Below are 18,307 nucleotides of genomic sequence, written 5' to 3'. Positions count from 1 at the left end.
CTGCTTGAGTTGAAATACCGTTCCGGAAAGATCGAAGGGGGTTGTCACAGCCTGGTCACCTGACGGTTTTATTGTGCTTACACAACCTGATGAGGAGACAGGCCATGTCCTTGCAACACAGCAGCGACGACAAGATTCAAGTGATCCGCACCAAGCCCGGCCAACCTCTGGGTTGCTCGATTATCGATAAGGATGGGCGCGAAGTGCCAATCACTGAAGACATGATCCAGAACGCTTGCCGCGAACTGGAGAAGCGATTGGTCAAGCCTGCCGAACAAAAGTGATATAGCCACCGTCTTCCTGACCCGGCCCCTTTGGAGGCCGGGTTTTTTCTGTCCGTTTCTTAAACGGCCACAGCACCCAACGCCGACACAATCTGCCGCAAGGCCGGCGAATCACCTTCAATTCTTACTTTCAGCCCTTCGATTTCGCGACGCACCGGGTACTGCTTGCGCAACACATCGAACGCTGCCCGCTGCTCGCCGACGCTGCCCAGCAAGGTGCTGCGAAAATCCGCATCGTCCCGGCGCGGGTCGTACACCCCGCGGCACAGCATCGCCAATGCCCAGGCCGGATCGCAGTCGGCATGCAGGGAAACTTCCGACAGCCACGGCGCCGGCAACAGATCGGCCAGCTGAATGCTGGCCGGCTGCCCGATAAAATCGCAGTAGGCCTGATAGATCTGTGCCGTGCCGCGCTGCTTGCCGTCGAGGCTGTAACCGGCAATGTGCGGTGTGGCCAGCACACAGAGTTCGGCCAGCGCCACATCGACTTCCGGCTCGGCTTCCCAGACGTCCAGTACCGCTTGCAGATCTTCGCGTTCCAGCAGCACTTTGCGCAGCGCAGCGTTGTCCACGACCGGGCCCCGGGCAGCGTTGATCAGCCAGGTACCGGGTTTGAGTCGTTGCAGGCGTGGCTCGTCGAACAAGTGCCAGGTCGCCTCTTCACCATTGCGGGTCAGTGGCGTGTGCAGGCTGATCACGTCGCATTGCTCGATGACCTGTTCCAGGCTGACATAGTCACCGCCCTCGGCAATCTGACGCGGCGGATCGCAGACCTTCACGTTCCAGCCGAGCCCCTTGAGCACCTTGATCAGGCGACCACCGACTTCACCGGCGCCGATCACGCCATAGGTGCGCCGGGTCAGGTCGACGCCTTCGATTTCAGCCAGGGTCATCAGGCTGCCGAGCACGTAATCCACCACGCCTCGGGCATTGCAACCAGGCGCACTGGACCAGGTAATGCCCGCTTCATTGAAATAGTCGAGGTCCAGATGATCGGTGCCAATGGTGCAGGTGCCGACAAACCGCACCTTGCTGCCTTCGAGCAACGCCCGGTTGACATTGGTCACCGAGCGCACCAGCAACACATCGGCCTGTTCGACCGTGGCCCGGTCAATGGAACGGCCCGGCACTCGGCGGATTTCGCCGAAACCGGCAAAAAAGGCATCGAGCAGCGGGATATTTTCGTCGGCAACTATCAGCATGGCGGGGCTCCTTGGGCGGATCGGCAGTGTAGGCGCTGGGACTGCGATGAGCCAGCAGGCTGTTGATTACAAATCCGCAACAGAGGATTTTTCCTGACCATAACGTCAGCGGCGTAGAATGCCGGGCCTTGCGCATCAACCCCTGTGGACGCTTTGCCTGTGAACTCCGTAACCGAACGCCCTGCCGCCGTGTCTCTCAACCGTCCTGCCCGGGTTCGCCTGGAGCTGAAGAATCTGCTCGGCCTGGCCCTGCCGATCATGATCGCGCAACTGGCGACCACCGCCATGGGCTTCGTCGATGCAGTGATGGCCGGCCGAGTCGGACCGAGGGATCTGGCGGCGGTCGCGTTGGGCAACTCGATCTGGGTCCCGGTGTTTCTGCTGATGACCGGCACCCTGCTGGCCACCACACCGAAAGTCGCCCAGCGTTTCGGCGCCGGCACTCACAGCGAAATCGGCCCGATCGTTCGTCAGGCCTTGTGGCTGGCTCTGGTGGTCGGACTGATGGCGACCACCCTGCTGCTCTGCGCCGAACCGGTTCTGCACCTGATGAAAGTCGATCCAGAACTGATCGGTCCGTGCATGCAGTACCTGCACGGCATCGCCAGCGGTCTGCCGGCCGTGGCCTTCTACCATGTGCTGCGCTGCACCAGTGACGGCCTGGGCCGCACCCGCCCGGCGATGGTCCTGGGCCTGTGCGGTCTGGCGCTGAACATCCCGCTGAACTACGTGTTCATTTACGGCCACTTCGGCGTGCCGGCCATGGGCGGCGTCGGTTGCGGCTGGGCCACGGCGATCGTGATGTGGGTAATGGCGCTGGGTCTGGCCGGTTACGAGCGCTGGGCGCCGGCCTACAAGTCGAGCGAACTGTTCAGCCGTTTCGACTGGCCGCAATGGGCGGTGATCAAGCGTCTGCTGGCCATTGGTCTGCCGATTGGTATCGCGGTGTTTGCCGAGTCGAGCATTTTCGCGGTGATCGCGCTGCTGATCGGCAGCCTGGGGGCCACCGTGGTGGCCGGGCACCAGATCGCGCTCAACGTCAGCTCGCTGGTGTTCATGATTCCGTATTCGCTGGGCATGGCCGTGACCGTACGGGTCGGCCAGGCATTGGGCCGTGAAGAACCCCGTGAGGCCCGTTTCGCGGCGGGTGTCGGCATGGGCACCGCGCTGGCCTATGCCTGCCTGTCGGCGAGCATGATGCTCTTGATGCGCGAGCACATTGCGGCGATCTACACCTCCGATCCGATGGTTATTCACATCGCGGCGATGCTGATCGTGTACTCGGCGTTGTTCCAGTTCTCCGACGCAATCCAGGTGACCGCCGCCGGCGCCCTGCGCGGTTATCAAGACACGCGGGTGACGATGATCCTGACCCTGTTCGCCTATTGGGGCATTGGTCTGCCGGTGGGTTACGCCCTTGGCTTGACCGACTGGTTCGGCGAGCCACGCGGCCCGAGCGGTCTATGGGAAGGCCTGATCGTCGGCCTGAGTTGCGCGGCGCTGATGCTGTCGATCCGCCTCACGCGTAGTGCGCGCAAACGCATTCGCATCAGCCATTCAGCAGGCTGATCAGTCATAAAAAAAGACCTGCAACTGCAGGTCTTTTTTTTGCCTTCCGATCAACCGGACTTCTTGCGGATCCAGTAAAGATAGGTCCCGGCCTCTTCGTGCTGTCCCACCAGTTCATGGTCGAGAAACACGCAGAACTTGGGGATGTCGCGGCGGGTCGACGGGTCGGTGGCGATCACCTTCAGCAGGCCGCCGGGCACCAGGTCACGAATGTGCTGGTGCAGCATCATCACCGGCTCCGGGCAGTTTAGGCCCGTGGCGTCGAGGGTGCCGTCGACCGGCGTATTGATCATTTCACTCATGATTCACTCCTGAAACTGGCCGGCATTGTCGCCCAACGCCGGGGGTTCGGTCACCTGTCGCGCGCTCAGCGGGCCCTGGCTTTCTTCACGTCATGGCGGCGCAAGTGGCAGGTCACTTCCTCGCGGTCGTGATACAGCTGCTTGCAGCCGATGTCGACCTTGATCCCGCGGACCTTGAACCCGTCGGCGATGCGCTCGAGCAAGCGCTTCACCTCCGCGTAACGCTGCTTCATCGGCAACTTGAGGTTGACCACCGCTTCCCGGCAATGCCCCTCGCCGATCCACTCTTCGAGCATCGCCGCGTTGCGTGCCGGCTTCTCGACGATGTCACAGACCATCCAGTCCACCGGCTGCCTGGGTTTGAAGGTGAAACCGTCGGCCATCAAATGCTGGACCAGGCCGGTGTCCATCAGGCTTTCGGCCATCGGGCCATTGTCGATGGCGGTCACCAGCATGCCGCGATTGACCAGTTGCCAGGTCCAGCCGCCCGGCGCAGCACCGAGGTCGACGCCGGTCATGTCACTGTGCAGGCGCTCGTCCCATTGCTCCCGGGGGATGAAGTGGTGCCAGGCTTCTTCGAGCTTCAGCGTGGAACGACTGGGCGCCTCGCGCGGAAATTTCAGACGCGGAATGCCCATGGGCCACATCGCCGAGTTTCCGGCGTCGGCCAGACCCAGGAAAACTTCACGGCCGCTCTTGAAGGTCAGCAACAGGCGAGGCTTGCCGGCATCGTCCACCAGTTTGCCGGCGCCGGTCAGCGCCTTGCGCAGCGGGCCTTCGAACTTCTTGCAGAAATTCGACAGTTCCTTGCCGTCGTTGGTGTCGACGACTTCCAGCCACAAACTGCCACAGACCGGGAATTCAGCCATGTGCGCGAGGATCACGCTGATGCGGTCGGTTTCCGGCAGATCGATGAAAAAACCACGGGCCCACTGGCGCGGGAAGATCAGCTCGGCGAAACGCTGGCCACGCATCAGACGCTCGGCGCCGCCTTCTTCAGTGCAGACGAACTCGGCACAAGCGGTCGCCGGTTTGGCCTTGGCGTAGCCGGCCACGTTCAGTCGGGCGGCGAGGTCGGAAATCTCCGAGCAGACTTCGCCTTCGAAGCCCGGCCGGCAATGCATGAATAGGGTGTTCATTCTTACTCCTGGGCAGAGGGCGATCATTCATCCCCTGCGCGATGTCCAGACTTGCATCAAAGCAAAGCCTGTCACGAAAACCGGCGCATGATAGCCGATGTCGGAACCTTGGTTCCTGTCATAGAGTCCAGTTATTAGCCAGCTACCTAAAACAGGGCTAAGTTTTAAGCTCTATTCGTCCCCTCAATCCGTAGCCGTGCGGATTCAAAGGAGTGATCGTAATGCCGTCCCTCGATAGCCTGAACACCCTTAAACCCTTGAAAGTCGATGACAAGACTTACCACTATTTCAGTCTGCCGGATGCCGCCAAGACCTTGGGCGATCTCGACAAGCTGCCGATGTCGCTGAAAGTCCTGCTGGAAAACCTGCTGCGCTGGGAAGATGAAAAAACCGTCACCGGCGCCGACCTCAAGGCGCTGGCCACGTGGCTCAAGGAACGTCGCTCCGACCGGGAAATCCAGTACCGTCCTGCCCGGGTGCTGATGCAGGACTTTACCGGCGTACCGGCCGTGGTCGATCTGGCCGCCATGCGTGCGGCCATGGCCAAGGCCGGCGGCGATCCGCAGCGGATCAACCCGTTGTCGCCGGTGGATCTGGTGATCGACCACTCGGTGATGGTCGACAAGTTCGCCAGCGCCAGCGCGTTCGAACAGAACGTCGACATCGAAATGCAGCGCAACGGCGAACGCTACGCCTTCCTGCGCTGGGGCCAGAACGCCTTCGACAACTTCAGCGTGGTACCGCCGGGCACCGGGATCTGCCACCAGGTCAACCTCGAGTATCTCGGGCGCACGGTGTGGACCAAGGATGAAGACGGGCGGACTTACGCGTTTCCCGACACGCTGGTCGGCACCGACTCCCACACCACCATGATCAATGGCCTCGGCGTACTCGGCTGGGGCGTCGGCGGTATTGAAGCGGAGGCGGCGATGCTCGGGCAACCGGTGTCGATGCTGATTCCCGAGGTGATCGGCTTCAAACTCACCGGCAAGCTCAAGGAAGGCATCACCGCCACCGACCTGGTGCTGACCGTGACCCAGATGCTGCGCAAGAAAGGCGTGGTCGGCAAATTCGTCGAATTCTACGGCGATGGCCTCGCCGACCTGCCACTGGCGGATCGCGCCACCATCGCCAACATGGCCCCGGAATATGGCGCGACCTGTGGTTTCTTCCCGGTGGATGACGTGACGCTGGAGTACCTGCGCCTGTCCGGCCGCCCGACCGCAGCGGTGAAACTGGTCGAGGCTTACACCAAGGCCCAGGGATTGTGGCGCCTGCCTGGTCAGGAGCCGGTATTCACCGACAGCCTGGAGTTGGACATGGGCAGCGTCGAAGCCAGCCTCGCCGGGCCGAAACGCCCGCAGGACCGGGTTGCCCTGCCGAATGTCGGTCAGGCGTTCAGCGACTTCATGGATCTGCAATTCAAACCCACCAGCAAGGAAGAAGGACGCCTGGAAAGCGAGGGCGGCGGCGGTGTTGCCGTGGGCAATGCCGATCTGGTCGGAGAAACCGATTACGAGTATGACGGCCACACCTATCGCCTGAAAAACGGCGCAGTGGTGATTGCCGCGATCACGTCCTGCACCAACACCTCCAACCCGAGCGTGATGATGGCTGCTGGCTTGCTGGCGAAAAAAGCCGTGGAAAAAGGCCTGACCCGCAAGCCATGGGTCAAGAGCTCTCTGGCACCGGGCTCCAAAGTCGTCACTGACTATTACAAGGCTGCCGGACTGACTCAGTACCTTGATCAACTCGGTTTTTCATTGGTGGGCTACGGCTGCACGACTTGCATCGGCAACTCCGGTCCGTTGCCGGAACCCATCGAGAAAGCCATCCAGAAAGCCGATCTGACCGTGGCGTCGGTACTGTCCGGCAACCGCAACTTCGAAGGCCGGGTGCATCCGCTGGTGAAAACCAACTGGCTGGCGTCGCCACCACTGGTCGTTGCCTACGCCCTGGCTGGCACAGTGCGCACGGACATCAGCAGCGAGCCGCTGGGTGAGGACAAGCAAGGCAATCCGGTCTATCTGCGGGATATCTGGCCGAGCAGCAAAGAAATCGCAGACGCAGTGAATCAGGTCAACACGGCGATGTTCCACAAGGAATATGCCGAGGTGTTTGCCGGCGACGAACAGTGGCAAGCCATCGAAGTGCCGCAAGCCGCCACCTACGTCTGGCAGGATGACTCGACTTACATCCAGCACCCGCCGTTCTTCGATGACATCGCAGGCCCCCTTCCGGTGATCAGCGACGTGAAAGGCGCACGGGTGCTGGCACTGCTGGGCGATTCGGTGACCACTGACCACATCTCCCCCGCCGGCAACATCAAGGTCGACAGCCCGGCCGGGCGTTACTTGCGAGAGCAAGGTGTCGAGCCACGGGACTTCAACTCCTACGGCTCGCGCCGGGGCAACCACGAAGTGATGATGCGTGGCACCTTCGCCAACATCCGTATCCGTAACGAAATGCTCGGCGGCGAAGAAGGTGGCAACACGATCTACGTTCCAACAGGCGAAAAACTGGCGATCTACGACGCGGCCATGCGCTATCAGGCCTCGGGGACTCCGCTGGTGGTGATTGCCGGCCAGGAATACGGCACCGGCTCCAGCCGCGACTGGGCCGCCAAGGGCACCAATCTGTTGGGTGTGAAAGCGGTGATCGCCGAAAGCTTCGAGCGGATCCACCGCTCCAACCTGGTGGGCATGGGCGTGCTGCCGTTGCAGTTCAAGCTGGATCAGAACCGCAAGAGCCTGAACCTCACCGGCAAGGAAACCCTGGATATTCAAGGGTTGAGCGGAGTCGAACTGACACCACGGATGAACCTGACGCTGGTCATCACCCGGGAGGACGGACGCCAGGAAAAAATTGAAGTGTTGTGCCGCATCGACACCTTGAACGAAGTGGAGTACTTCAAGTCCGGCGGGATCCTGCATTACGTGTTGCGACAACTGATTGCCTCGTAAAGCAGTCAGATACAGAAACACCGCCAGATCGGCGATGTTTCTGTTTGGGTGTGGCTCTTTTTTGCGGACGAAAAAAAACCCGCCGAAGCGGGTTTTTCCCAAGACCATTATCGACTCCCTGTCGGCAGCGATCCTTGCATTGGTCGATCATCCATGATCCTGAAACACTCCCTGTGCTTCAGTTGATGTGGCTAGATTACGCTGTGGATCCAATCTGCAATAGTCGAAAAAGCTACCAGCGCGTGTAAGACATTCGCCATAGCGCCCCTTCCGAAAACCCTTAGACATGTCGGACATGGAGTGTAGAAGCCGCCAGCGCCGCGACTTTCAGCTGTCGGGTGGCGGCTTCCTGCTCGTCATCCTCCATGAACCACGCGGCAGAAAGCCCGGCGAATGCCTGCACCCATTGCAGCAGGCGTTCTCGCTCGATATTCGCAGCGTCGCAGATCACATCGACCTGCCGAGCAAAGCGCTCGGGATCGGTGGCCGTCGGCAATTGCGGGTTGCAGATCAGGTTGGCGTAGTCATACCCACGCTCGCCCCTCACCCGCTTGGGATCGATGGCCAACCAGCCGCGCGGGCCAAAATCCAGAACGTTGTCGTGGTGCATGTCACCATGCAGCACCACCACGTCCTGTGGATCGGCGAGCAAGGTCCGGGCGGTCTGCAGGCAATTCGCGTACGGGCCGCCGTATCGGGCCGCCGCCGTTCGCAACGAAGCGAACCAGGGTTCCAGTTCCACCAACGACGGGGGCGGCGTCGGTCGTGGGGCATGCAGCCTCGCGAGCGCCCTGCACAGGATCCGCGTGGCTTCATCGTCTTCGCCGTTGAGCGCCATGTGCATCAGCGATCGCTGGCCCATGGCACGCTCCAGCAACAGGCCTTCATTGTGATGAGCCAGCACCCTGGCGGCGCCCTCGCCATCCCACCAGGTCATCAGCAGGTTGCCGTATTTTTCCTCGTCGTCCACCGCGATTTTCAGCATGGCCGGTGCAGCGCCCTGACGCACTGGCAACAGGCGGCTGCCCGGAGTCATGATCGGCTCGCCGTCCGCTGTCAGCGCCCAGCGTTCCAGCCACGGCGTGAACAGGTGGTGATCATCCACCTTCATGCTCGCGGGCCCTTTCGGTTTCGGCGAGAAAGTGTTCGAGCCGGCTCAATTGCTCTTCCCAGCCACGGCTGTCCATGTAGTACGCCTCTTTCTGACGCACATCGGGAATGTGCGCGAAACCGGACTCGGAAACCTTCAGCAGCGTGCCGTTCTCGTAGTCCTGCAGTTCGAATTTGACCAGCGTGGTCGGTTCCTGGGAGTAATCGATTTTCGGGTTCACGGCATAGGGATGCCAGCGGAAGGAAAACAGCTGCTGGGGCTCGACCCGTTCCACCAGCACGTTCCAGAGCACATGTTCATAACCGGGATAGGTGACCTGCCCCTGCGTCCATTCGCCCGCAATAAACCGCCGCCCTTCCAGAGCCACGCCAAACCACTGGCCAAACGCCTCGGCATCGACCAGCGCACGCCAGACGTGAGCGCGCGACGAGCGAAGCGTGATTTTACGTTCAAAGCTGTTGGGTACTGGTTTCATACGTCACCTCCTGTTTTGAACAGTAGGCTTGTATGACCACATGTCCAATGCGAAGTTGTATCAATCCAGTGCAGCCGTCCGACGTGGCGGAAATATCCAGCAGTATTTTTGCCCGACGGTTCGTCCGAGTCTGGAAGAATGATCACCTCGAACCTGATAACACTTGCCACATTCAGCACGCTCACAAGGACGTCATCATGCAACTCTCCCTCCCCGAACGTTACCAGGGTGCCCTGCTTGGTCTGGCCTGTGGCGACGCAGTGGGAACCACCGTCGAATTTCAGCCCCGCGGCGCCTTCCAGCCCTTGACCGACATGGTCGGGGGCGGCCCCTTTCAACTGAAAGCCGGTCAATGGACCGACGATACCTCGATGGCATTGTGTCTGGCAGAAAGTCTGCTGAACAGGAACACATTCGATGCCGGCGATCAGATGGGTCGCTACCTGAACTGGTGGAAATGGGGTTATCTGAGTTCGACCGGCGATTGTTTCGACATAGGTACGACCGTACGTCAGGCACTGGATCGCTATCAGCACACGGGGGATCCGTTTGCCGGTTCCACTGATCCCTACAGTGCCGGCAATGGCTCGTTGATGCGTCTGGTGCCCGTGGTGCTATTTTATTTTCCCGATGCCCGGCGTATCAGGCGATTCGCCGCCGACAGTTCCCGCACCACGCACGCCGCGCCCGAGGCGGTCGAATGCTGCCAGCTGTTTGCCGAGCTGCTCGGCAAAGCCCTGGAAGGCGCCTCTAAAGCTGAACTGCGCAGCCTCCCGCCAACCTTCAGCCAGCCCAAGGTGGCAGCAATTGCCCGGGGCGATTATCTGGACAAGTCTGAAAGGGAGATCCGCGGCAGCGGCTACAGCGTCGAATCCCTGGAGGCCGCGTTATGGTGCTTCCAGAACACCGACAGTTTTGCCGCAGCCGTCCTGCAAGCAGCCAACCTTGGTGATGACGCAGACACCACAGCCGCCATCGTCGGTCAGTTGGCGGGTGCCCATTATGGCGTGCAGGGAATTCCGTCCGGGTGGCTGGAAAAGCTGCACGACGGAGCAGAAATTGCGGCGATTGCCGAACGGCTGCTGAGCGCTTCAAGGCGTCACGAGCCTTGTTAGCGCCACAAAGCCGCTAAACTGCCCGGCATCTATATTCAACTCAGCGAGAAATCCTATGCCCCCACGCCTGCTCCTGGCCCTGACATCCTTTCTTTTCACGTCCATCGCCCACGCCGCCGTTGACTGCGCCAATGCCAGCGATCAGTCGACGATGAATCAGTGTGCCGGGCAGGAGTACAAGGTGGCCGACAAGGAATTGAATGTGGTGTATCAGCAAATCACTGCGCGTTTGAAGGACAACGCCGAAGGCAAGAAGCTGCTGGTCAGCGCGCAACGGGCCTGGATTGGGTTTCGTGATGCCGAGTGCACATTTTCAGCGTCCGGAGTGGCAGGCGGGAGTGTATATCCGCTGATTTACAGCAACTGCATGACATCGGTGACCAAAGTTCGTACCGAGGCCCTGAAGCAGTATCTGAAATGTGAGGAAGGTGACTTGAGTTGTCCGGTGCCCGGGGCCTGATTTTTTGTAGAGTGTTCAAGAATCTCTTCGTGAGCAGGCTCGCTCCCACAGGGATATGCGTTCCAAAGTGGGAGCGAGCCTGCTTGCGATGACGTCATCCCTGACGCCACAAGTTACCGAACAAAAACCTGCGCCGTGGTAATCGCCATATCCCCGCCCGGCAACTTGATACTGCCGGTCTGTTTCATGGTCTCGGCATCGAAGATCGCCACATCGTTGAAGGTCCCTGCCAGGTAAATCTTGCTGCCGTCCCTGTTGAAGGAAATGCAATAGTAGGAGTGATCCAGATTGGCCGCCTGGATCAGTTTCTTCTGCTTGATGTCATATTTCGCCAGACGATTGAGCACGCCGAACATCAGGTTCGGATCCTTCGGCGAGCGCATGCCGCTGAAGTAGATTTCGGTCAGCGGGCCGAAGTCGGTGGTTTCGGTCTTTCCGGTTTTCAGGTCGACGCTGAACAAGCCGTACAGGTATTCAGCGCTGGCTGGATCCTGTTTCTTGTCCTTGAACTTCGCTGCGGTGTACAGCAGCGAGAAGTCATGGCGGTAGGTCTGCTGGTTCCACACGTAAAGCACGTCCGGCGCGCTGTAGTTCGGGCGTTTCCAGTGACGGCTTGGGATCAGCACGTCGAACTTGCCGGTCTTTACATCGACTTTGTAGACATCGGCACCCGCCACATAGAGCGTGCCGTCATCGCCGCCTTGCATGATCGTCAACTGCCGGGGAGCCGGGAAACTGCGCACCGGTCTGGCGTTCATTCCGGCATCGGTGGCGTAGACGTCCAGACGCGGCTGTTTCACCTCGTAGTGGTCGTTGAGCATCAGCGTCGGGTTGGCGATGGTATACAGCTCCTTGCCGTCATGGCTGACGGTGAAGGCAAACATCGATCGCGCCTTCTCGCCCGGCTGCTGGGTGATGCTGGCGTGGAATACCTGCTTGCAGCTGTCCAGCTCGACACCGTAAACATCGGCGTAATGGTTGTTCAGCACATAGGCTGTCTTGCGATCCGGCGACAGCTGCACGGTGCCCGGACCGAAAGCGTCAGGCATCTTGCAGGTCTTGTACAAGCTGTCTGTGGACAGGTCGATGACGTGCAGGTTGTTCGGGTAATTGGTGGTCAACATGTACTCGTGACCCTCTTGCAACGCGGTGCTTTCATCGGCGAGAACCGGAAGCGAACAGGTGCTCAGAACCACGAGTGCGGCAACACCGCAGGCTTTGAAGTTGTGCATGCTGGAATCCTTCTTCTTATGGATCACTTGTCTTTCGGAAAGACAGTGCCGAGGTTGCGCCAGTTGTCGTTGGACGCCTGGGCATCCTTGTTCCAGTCCGGGTAGGTGCTCATCATGTCCGGCACCTGAGCCGGCCACCAGCATGGATCGGAGCAGCCATACAGGTCGGCTTCCATCGGCTGGCACAGCGAAGACACGCCGCCGAACGCATCGATTTCCCATCCCGGGTCGGTGGTCGAGGCACAACCGGCGACCGAACTCATCGCCACCACTTCCTCGATGCGGTTCTCGTCCGCGGCCTGATCCAGCTTCAACGCTTTGTTATTGATTGCCTTGAGATGTTTCATATCAGTGAGCCTTGCGCGGAGTGATGTAGCGGCTGATGAACGCAGGGTTGGCGGCCATGATCCGGGTGTAGACCTCGATGCCGAAGTCGACCCAGTCACGCATCAGTTCGCAATAGTGGTAAGTCGGATGGGCCGGGTCGCCGTAGCGGGCGTAGCTCTCGTGGTAGCAGCCGCCGGAACACAGGTTGCGGATCCGGCAGTCATGGCAACCGGTGTGGGTGCGATCCAGGCGTTGGGACAGGAAATCGTTCAGCTCGACCTGTTTCACCCCGCTGTGGACGTTGCCGAAGGTCGGCAGCGACGAGCCGGTAAAGCGGTGGCACAGGTTCAGTTCACCTTTGTGATCCACCGCCAGCATCTTCAGCCCGGCTCCGCATGGCAGGGCTTTTTTGTGGCCTTCGTGGATATCGGTGATCAACTGGTGCAGGTTGGAGAACCCGATGTTGCGGTGCTCCAGCGCCGCTTTCAGGTAACGCCGCCCCAGACGTTTCATACCGGCGAAGACTTCAATCAATTCGTCGTTGGTCAGATTGAAACTGCTGATGTCGCCGGACGTCACCGGGGCGAATCCGACCTCGGCAAACCCCAACTCGTTGAACAAATGATCCCAGATGGTTTCGACGTCGGTGACACCGGTGGTCAGGGTCACCCGCGCACCGACCGGGCGACTGTTGTAGCGCGACAGCAGCATCTCGGCCTTGCGCCGTACCACGTCATAGGTCCCCTGCCCGCCCACGGTGATGCGGTTGCGGTCGTGTACGGTTTTCGGCCCGTCGATGCTCACCGACAAGCCAAAGCGGTGTGCATTCAGGTAGTCCACGGTTTCTTCGGTGAGCAGCGTGGCGTTGGTGGTCATCACGAACTCGACGAACTTGCCGGCCTCGGCAAACCGCTTCTCGCAGTATTCGACCATGTACTCGATCAGCTTGCGGTTGCTCAGCGGTTCGCCGCCAAAAAACACCACGGTGTAACGCTCTTCATCAGGGGATTCACGCAGCAGCAGTTCCACCGACGCGATGGCGGTTTCGACATCCATCTTCTTGCCGGCGGACGGCTTGTCGAGGTCTTCCTTGTAGCAGTAGGTGCAGCTCAGGTTGCAGCCGGTGTTGACGTTGAGCACCACGGTGTTGATCGCCGTGCGTTCGACGCGTTTTACAGCGATGTCCGGCGTCAGCGGCGAGCCGTCGCTGACCAGTTCCAGCGAGATCAGCTCGCGCAGGGTCTCGTTGATTTCCTCGCCATTGAACCGCGCGCCGAGGCGCTGGACCAGGTCCTCTGAGGAGCACCCAGGGCCGCGCAGTGCATCAATGATGGTGCCGGTCAGTTCATCGCTGGCGAACAGCGAACTGCTGGGGATATGAAACAGCATGCGGTCGGCGTCGACGTGCACTTCGTGCAGATTACGTTCGACCAGATTCAAGATAGCGCCCATTGCAAACCTCCTGTGCAAGCCCCGTCTGGCGAGACTTGCGGTCATTCCGAAAATTGTCTGAATCGTTGAGGTTCAGGCCATCTCAGGGAATGGGTGGATTGTTCCAGCGTTGCACGGTGACGATCAGGTGGCCTTCGCCGGTCAGGGATTTCCCTGCATCGTCGACAGCGGCGATCACCTTGAGGTTGCCGGCATTGTTGGTGGACATCTTGCGGGCCGGATTCGGACCGGCATCGCCCGGGGTAAACACACCGGTGTCGGCCTGCATGGTGCCGGCGAACCTGACGTCTTCGTCTTCTTTGGCGCGCTCGTCAAAAGCTACAACTTTCCATTGCGCCGGGAACACACCGATCCGATACGGCTTGCCATCGGCACCCTTGCCCCAGGCTTCGGCATCGAAACGCCCCTGGACTTTCGGCGTCGAACCACCGCCTTCGCCGATTCGTGCCACCGAGAATTCGGGCACCACTTTCACCGAAGCGATCGAGCTGTACACCGACAGGCTCGGGCCTTTGAGGCTGCCGACGCTGACGGCGCGCAGGCCCGGCCGGGCACTGGCCGCCGCTTTGACTTTGACCTTGATCCGCTCGGCGCTCTGTTCGACCACTTCGACCACGTCTACGCCTTTGCCGAAATTCGGTTTTCCGCTCAGACCGCTGCCGATCAGCGTCACTTCGGTTTCGCTGCCGGCCTTCACGTAACCCGGTTGCACCGCCAGCAAGCGTTGGGAGCCCTGTTTGGCAGCGACAAAGTCCAGACCGCGCTCATCATGCTCGGCCTCGAACATCCGCCCCTGCATGGCGTTGCCCTGGGCGGCGAACACCTGACGCATCGTCACCCCATCGATGGTGACGTTGCCGCGCCATTCGTAGCCGCTGTAGAGAATCGCACTGCCATCGCCGTTGAACGGAGTGCCATCGGCGTACTGACCTTTGACGGCGACCTTGAAGGTATCGTTGCCGTCCGCCGTGACGCTCATGCTGCCGGCCAGTTCACCCTTGCCCGGCAGGTGGCCGCTGAAGCTCCAGGCACCGACCAGGGCTTCGGCTTTCGGTGCGGCTTTGACCCAGGCCTGCCACGCCGGGTTGTCCAGCGGATATCGCTTGGCCAGCAGCGGGACCATTTCCTGGCGGGCGATATCGAACCAGTCGCGGTCACGGGCCAGTGCCTGATACTCCAGCGACGGCCATTGGCCGAGGTGGAAGTTCACCAGACGCTCCCACTCCTGAGCCGGACGCCGTTGCAGGGCGATGCGAGCACCGGAGTGGCAGCGGCCGCACATCTGCGCGGTTTTCTCGTCGAACTGTTCGACGGTGTTCAGCCGTCGCTCCAGCGCATAACGCACGCCATCGGTTTCGCTTGGCGCCAGGCCCTGGGTGTCGGCCAGGTATTTGACCAGTGTGCGGCGGTCTTCATCACTGATCTGCAAACCGTGCATTGTCTGCATACGGGCAATGCTCATCAGCCAGCCTTCCGGGGTCTTGCGCTGGTGGCTGATGCGACTCAGTTTTTCCCCTGCTTCAGGCGTGTGACAGCCCTGGCAGGTTTCCTTGAGGATGGTCCGGGCGTCACGGGCCGCCAGGCTGTCGGGGGAATGCAGGGCTACGCAAGCGGCCACGGCCAGCAGACTGGCGCTCATGCCTGATCGGAGTTTTATCTTCATCAACGTCGAACCTCGCACGGTGCTTTCTTATTTTTGTGGCTTATCGTTTTTATGGTTTCTGCCGTTCGCGGCGATACACGGACGGAGGCAAGCGAAACGTCTGCCGTGAGCAATACACGGAGCGTGCCAGCTTGCCGATAAGCTTTTCTATCAAACAGTTACGTGAAGATCGCGGTGTTGGGCGAGCCTCCAGGGTTCGACCCGGCGTCCAATTTCGCGACAGTTGTTGCAGTGTGAGACAAGCACCGTTGCAGTACCAAAAACCCGGTTGCCGACGACTGACCGTTTGATATCAAAGCGCCTGCTACGCTTGCTGTTCGCACACTCCGTGCGTCACGCCTCAAACCACCGAAAATCTGAGGAATGGAATCATGGGATCACATGGAAAGGGTCAAGACTGCACTCATTGCGGCTGCGAAAATCCGGTATGGAATGCACTTCGACACACTGTCGACCTTAAAGCCTTCGCAGGCAAGGTCGCCGGCCACCTCCCGGAACCCGGCAGCGAATCGCTGATCTTCACCGGCGGCACCATCTACCCCCTGAAAAACGGCAACATGGACGAACAGGTCGAAGCGCTGGGCATCCATGGAGGCGACGTGGTCGCTTCCGGCACTCTGGCCCATGTGCAGGAGCGCATGAAGGCCCGGGGTATCAAATACACCACGCAATCACTGGGCGGCAGAACTCTGCTGCCGGGCCTGATCGAGCCGCATATGCACATCGTGCAATCCTGCGTCATGGATGGCTGGGTGAACCTTGGCCCCATCGACGAACACACGCAGAAGCTGACGCCCCGCTATAACTGGAACACGCTAAAGGGCCTCCTCCAGGCAAGTCAGCCAAAGGACAAGAAGCAGTGGATCCTCGGGCGCATGGTCGATCCGGCGCTGATGCCGTTCACTGTGGTACCGGGCGGCAAGAACACGCTGACCCACTTCTACTGCGACAGCAAGTTCGACCCGAAGGCTGACAACACCGGCAACCTCGACAGCATTGTCAGCGATAGCCCGCTGCTGATGATCAGCGCTTCGATGCACACCGTTTATCTGAACACGGCCGCCTGCAACGCTGTGTATTACCACGACAACGCCGCCAGTCAAAAGCTGCGGGACGAATACAAAAGCTTCGACATTTTCCTGGAAAAGACCAAGGGCAATCTTCAAGAAGAGGCTGGCATCACGCCTGCCTTGCTGTCGATACCGCTGGCGCAGGCGCTGGATGTGGTGAATATCTTCAAGTACATGAAGAGGTACTTCGAGACCGCCTCCAGCCGTGGCATCACCTTGCTGTATGACGCCATGGTCGACCCCGTGTCCAAGGCAATACTGGAAGCCTACGGCCTGACCCATCCGCGCAACGTTCGCGTCGGTTACGCGGCAGCCTGCAACGGTGTGGACTTCAGCAAGATCGAACCCTACAAACCCGTGACCAAAGAAGCGGCCCGGCTGTTTTATCAAGGCTCGGTGAAACTGATTTCCGATGGTTCTAACCAGGGGCTGACGGGCTATCAGGTCGATCCGTATTGCTGCGAAACCGATCGTCCCTACGGAAACTTCAACTTCTGTGAGCCGGGTGAGGATCACCAGGATCCGAAGACGCTGCCCGAGACTTATCAGAAGACATTGACCAATGCGGTCGCCACTGGCTGGCCGCTGATGATCCACGCTAACGGTGACCGGGCCATCGAGTTCACGCTACAGGCCTACAAGACCGCATTGAAGGGTCAGAGCGGGCTGGAAAAGCGCCACCGCATCGAACACTGCTCGATGCTGAACGACAAGACCCTCGACCAACTGAAAGATCTGGGCATCTCTCCCAGCTTTCTGATCGGTCATGTCGGTTACTGGGGTTACGTGTTCGAACAGGCCATTTTCGAGGAAAAAGCCACCGACATGCTCGACCTGTGCCAGGACGCTCTGGGCAGAGGCCTGCGCATTTCGCTGCACAGCGATTGCACGGTCACCCCGCTCGGCCCGTTGCGCTCCATGGAACAGGCCGTGACCCGCAAAATGGAAGGTGTACGCAATGAGGATGGTACTTTTGTCAAAGAGGCAGCCCGACAACCGGTACTCAACGAAGGCCAGTGCCTGACCCGCCAGCAGGCGCTGAAAGCCATCACCTATGACGCTGCATGGCAGTGCCATGCCGATGCGTTTACCGGCTCGCTGCAGGATGGGCATTTCGCCGACTTCGTGATTCTCGAAAAAAACCCGCTCGACGAAAAAGTCCCGGCCTCCGACATCCGCGACATCAAGGTCTGCGAAACCTGGAAAGGTGGGCACAAGGTGTACACCAACCCTCTATCCTGACCGATAACGCCCGATCACCCGGCTATCTGGCCGGATGGTCGGGCTCGGTCAGCCGCAGGGCCCGATCTAGCGAACGGAATTGTCCGGGTGAACCTTGTAACGCCCACAATTGTTGCAAACCATCGGGCATTCACAGTGTGCGCCGGCCTTGGCCGCCAATGCCGCGGAGTCACGCTGGGCCGCTTGAATCCGACGGTCCCGGTGATACGCAAACATGAGCAGCAAACTGACGCCCAGACACCACAGACCCACAATCAAAGCCGCTATCATTTCCCCTCCATCGTGGCAACACCGAATGAGGCAACGATTACAAAAAAACTGATTGACGCCATCCAGGCACCTGCCCGAATCGTATCGATGTCAGTCAGATCACCGATCAACAGTGCCGCAATCCCCGTCACCAGAAATCCGGTCCCCACGCCCATCGTAAAATTGGTTAGCCATCGAATGGTTAAATTGTTCATCGACATCCTTGTGAAGACACTGACCCGCCAAGTCCATGGCAGGAAAACCCTATTCGAAAAGCAACTTAGCTCGTACTTCATGCCTCCACCAGTCGGTAAAAACTGTCAGACTGGCGATTTTTCCTACTGCTGAAACAGCCCGATTTCTCCGAGCCCCCGTCACAGCGGCATTGGATTTGTAGGACGCGTATCCTGCATCTCAGTGATTGTCGCGTTTTGAGACAAATTCACGCCCAT

At 59.9% G+C, this 18,307-nt stretch carries 16 protein-coding genes; 6 read left to right on the top strand and 10 right to left on the bottom strand.

Going from position 1 to position 18,307, the window contains the following annotated elements; all coding sequences use genetic code 11:
• Window positions 1–104: 104 nt before the first annotated feature.
• Window positions 105–284: a PA1571 family protein gene (locus ACK6BI_RS23570; RefSeq protein ID WP_065260694.1), complete on the top strand. Its 180-nt coding sequence runs from the start codon at window positions 105–107 to the stop codon at window positions 282–284.
• 59 nt (window positions 285–343) lie between these two features.
• Here the strand turns inward: ACK6BI_RS23570 and pdxB are convergent, their stop codons facing one another.
• Complete coding sequence (gene pdxB / locus ACK6BI_RS23565) at window positions 344–1,486, bottom strand: 4-phosphoerythronate dehydrogenase PdxB (protein WP_409318950.1); 1,143 nt, start codon at window positions 1,484–1,486, stop codon at window positions 344–346.
• Between the two features lie 159 nt (window positions 1,487–1,645).
• On the opposite strand from pdxB, the gene ACK6BI_RS23560 reads away from it, so the two are divergent.
• Window positions 1,646–3,055 carry an MATE family efflux transporter gene (locus ACK6BI_RS23560; RefSeq protein WP_409318949.1) on the top strand — a complete coding sequence of 470 codons (1,410 nt, stop codon included), beginning with the start codon at window positions 1,646–1,648 and terminating at the stop codon, window positions 3,053–3,055.
• 50 nt (window positions 3,056–3,105) lie between these two features.
• On the opposite strand, the gene tusA is transcribed toward ACK6BI_RS23560, so the two are convergent.
• Window positions 3,106–3,357, bottom strand: coding sequence for a sulfurtransferase TusA (gene tusA / locus ACK6BI_RS23555; RefSeq protein ID WP_011335204.1), 252 nt, complete (start codon window positions 3,355–3,357; stop codon window positions 3,106–3,108).
• A 65-nt stretch (window positions 3,358–3,422) separates the two neighbouring features.
• Complete coding sequence (gene rlmM, locus ACK6BI_RS23550) at window positions 3,423–4,496, bottom strand: 23S rRNA (cytidine(2498)-2'-O)-methyltransferase RlmM (RefSeq protein WP_409318948.1); 1,074 nt, start codon at window positions 4,494–4,496, stop codon at window positions 3,423–3,425.
• 221 nt (window positions 4,497–4,717) lie between these two features.
• Between rlmM and acnA the strand changes: the two genes are divergently transcribed.
• Complete coding sequence (gene acnA / locus ACK6BI_RS23545) at window positions 4,718–7,459, top strand: aconitate hydratase AcnA (RefSeq protein WP_409318947.1); 2,742 nt, start codon at window positions 4,718–4,720, stop codon at window positions 7,457–7,459.
• A 280-nt stretch (window positions 7,460–7,739) separates the two neighbouring features.
• Here acnA and ACK6BI_RS23540 read toward each other — a convergent pair whose 3' ends face one another.
• Both ACK6BI_RS23540 and ACK6BI_RS23535 read right to left on the bottom strand, forming a co-directional pair.
• Complete coding sequence (locus ACK6BI_RS23540) at window positions 7,740–8,570, bottom strand: aminoglycoside phosphotransferase family protein (protein WP_409318946.1); 831 nt, start codon at window positions 8,568–8,570, stop codon at window positions 7,740–7,742.
• On the bottom strand, window positions 8,557–9,045 hold the full coding sequence (locus tag ACK6BI_RS23535) for an SRPBCC family protein (protein WP_409318945.1): 489 nt from the start codon (window positions 9,043–9,045) through the stop codon (window positions 8,557–8,559). Before ACK6BI_RS23535 ends, ACK6BI_RS23540 begins: the two co-directional genes overlap by 14 nt.
• Before the next feature lie 197 nt (window positions 9,046–9,242).
• On the opposite strand from ACK6BI_RS23535, the gene ACK6BI_RS23530 reads away from it, so the two are divergent.
• Both ACK6BI_RS23530 and ACK6BI_RS23525 read left to right on the top strand, forming a co-directional pair.
• Window positions 9,243–10,160: an ADP-ribosylglycohydrolase family protein gene (locus ACK6BI_RS23530; protein ID WP_409318966.1), complete on the top strand. Its 918-nt coding sequence runs from the start codon at window positions 9,243–9,245 to the stop codon at window positions 10,158–10,160.
• A gap of 55 nt (window positions 10,161–10,215) precedes the next feature.
• Window positions 10,216–10,620, top strand: a complete 405-nt coding sequence (locus tag ACK6BI_RS23525; RefSeq protein ID WP_409318944.1) for a lysozyme inhibitor LprI family protein — start codon at window positions 10,216–10,218, stop codon at window positions 10,618–10,620.
• Between the two features lie 113 nt (window positions 10,621–10,733).
• Here the strand turns inward: ACK6BI_RS23525 and peaD are convergent, their stop codons facing one another.
• From peaD to peaA, 4 genes are all read right to left on the bottom strand, one after another.
• Window positions 10,734–11,852, bottom strand: a complete 1,119-nt coding sequence (peaD, locus tag ACK6BI_RS23520) for a quinohemoprotein amine dehydrogenase subunit beta (RefSeq protein WP_409318943.1) — start codon at window positions 11,850–11,852, stop codon at window positions 10,734–10,736.
• A gap of 23 nt (window positions 11,853–11,875) precedes the next feature.
• Window positions 11,876–12,199 (bottom strand): quinohemoprotein amine dehydrogenase subunit gamma, encoded by a 324-nt coding sequence (gene qhpC / locus ACK6BI_RS23515; RefSeq protein ID WP_008016081.1) that lies wholly within the window; start codon window positions 12,197–12,199, stop codon window positions 11,876–11,878.
• A gap of 1 nt (window position 12,200) precedes the next feature.
• The gene (gene peaB, locus ACK6BI_RS23510; RefSeq protein ID WP_409318942.1) at window positions 12,201–13,631 is read right to left on the bottom strand and encodes a quinohemoprotein amine dehydrogenase maturation protein; all 1,431 of its coding nucleotides are present in this window, start codon (window positions 13,629–13,631) and stop codon (window positions 12,201–12,203) included.
• 82 nt (window positions 13,632–13,713) lie between these two features.
• Window positions 13,714–15,294 (bottom strand): quinohemoprotein amine dehydrogenase subunit alpha, encoded by a 1,581-nt coding sequence (gene peaA, locus ACK6BI_RS23505; RefSeq protein ID WP_409318941.1) that lies wholly within the window; start codon window positions 15,292–15,294, stop codon window positions 13,714–13,716.
• A gap of 371 nt (window positions 15,295–15,665) precedes the next feature.
• Between peaA and ACK6BI_RS23500 the strand changes: the two genes are divergently transcribed.
• Window positions 15,666–17,606 (top strand): amidohydrolase, encoded by a 1,941-nt coding sequence (locus ACK6BI_RS23500; protein WP_409318940.1) that lies wholly within the window; start codon window positions 15,666–15,668, stop codon window positions 17,604–17,606.
• Window positions 17,607–17,872: 266 nt separating this feature from the next.
• Here the strand turns inward: ACK6BI_RS23500 and ACK6BI_RS23495 are convergent, their stop codons facing one another.
• Window positions 17,873–18,070 (bottom strand): hypothetical protein, encoded by a 198-nt coding sequence (locus ACK6BI_RS23495; RefSeq protein WP_409318939.1) that lies wholly within the window; start codon window positions 18,068–18,070, stop codon window positions 17,873–17,875.
• Window positions 18,071–18,307 lie beyond the last annotated feature (237 nt).

It is taken from the genome of Pseudomonas sp. KCJK9016 (assembly GCF_046231795.1).
In the GTDB taxonomy this organism is placed as follows: domain Bacteria; phylum Pseudomonadota; class Gammaproteobacteria; order Pseudomonadales; family Pseudomonadaceae; genus Aquipseudomonas; species Aquipseudomonas bananamidigenes.
The sequence above is the reverse complement of the archived record's forward strand: the minus strand, read 5'-3'. Positions and strand labels throughout refer to the sequence as shown.

Coding starts and splice junctions, on each gene's coding strand:
- ACK6BI_RS23570 (WP_065260694.1), top strand. CDS start 105: ATGTCCTTGCAACACAGCAGCGACGACAAGATTCAAGTGATCCGCACC.
- pdxB (WP_409318950.1), bottom strand. CDS start 1,486: ATGCTGATAGTTGCCGACGAAAATATCCCGCTGCTCGATGCCTTTTTT.
- tusA (WP_011335204.1), bottom strand. CDS start 3,357: ATGAGTGAAATGATCAATACGCCGGTCGACGGCACCCTCGACGCCACG.
- rlmM (WP_409318948.1), bottom strand. CDS start 4,496: ATGAACACCCTATTCATGCATTGCCGGCCGGGCTTCGAAGGCGAAGTC.
- acnA (WP_409318947.1), top strand. CDS start 4,718: ATGCCGTCCCTCGATAGCCTGAACACCCTTAAACCCTTGAAAGTCGAT.
- ACK6BI_RS23540 (WP_409318946.1), bottom strand. CDS start 8,570: ATGAAGGTGGATGATCACCACCTGTTCACGCCGTGGCTGGAACGCTGG.
- ACK6BI_RS23535 (WP_409318945.1), bottom strand. CDS start 9,045: ATGAAACCAGTACCCAACAGCTTTGAACGTAAAATCACGCTTCGCTCG.
- ACK6BI_RS23530 (WP_409318966.1), top strand. CDS start 9,243: ATGCAACTCTCCCTCCCCGAACGTTACCAGGGTGCCCTGCTTGGTCTG.
- ACK6BI_RS23525 (WP_409318944.1), top strand. CDS start 10,216: ATGCCCCCACGCCTGCTCCTGGCCCTGACATCCTTTCTTTTCACGTCC.
- peaD (WP_409318943.1), bottom strand. CDS start 11,852: ATGCACAACTTCAAAGCCTGCGGTGTTGCCGCACTCGTGGTTCTGAGC.
- qhpC (WP_008016081.1), bottom strand. CDS start 12,199: ATGAAACATCTCAAGGCAATCAATAACAAAGCGTTGAAGCTGGATCAG.
- peaB (WP_409318942.1), bottom strand. CDS start 13,631: ATGGGCGCTATCTTGAATCTGGTCGAACGTAATCTGCACGAAGTGCAC.
- peaA (WP_409318941.1), bottom strand. CDS start 15,294: ATGAAGATAAAACTCCGATCAGGCATGAGCGCCAGTCTGCTGGCCGTG.
- ACK6BI_RS23500 (WP_409318940.1), top strand. CDS start 15,666: ATGGGATCACATGGAAAGGGTCAAGACTGCACTCATTGCGGCTGCGAA.
- ACK6BI_RS23495 (WP_409318939.1), bottom strand. CDS start 18,070: ATGAACAATTTAACCATTCGATGGCTAACCAATTTTACGATGGGCGTG.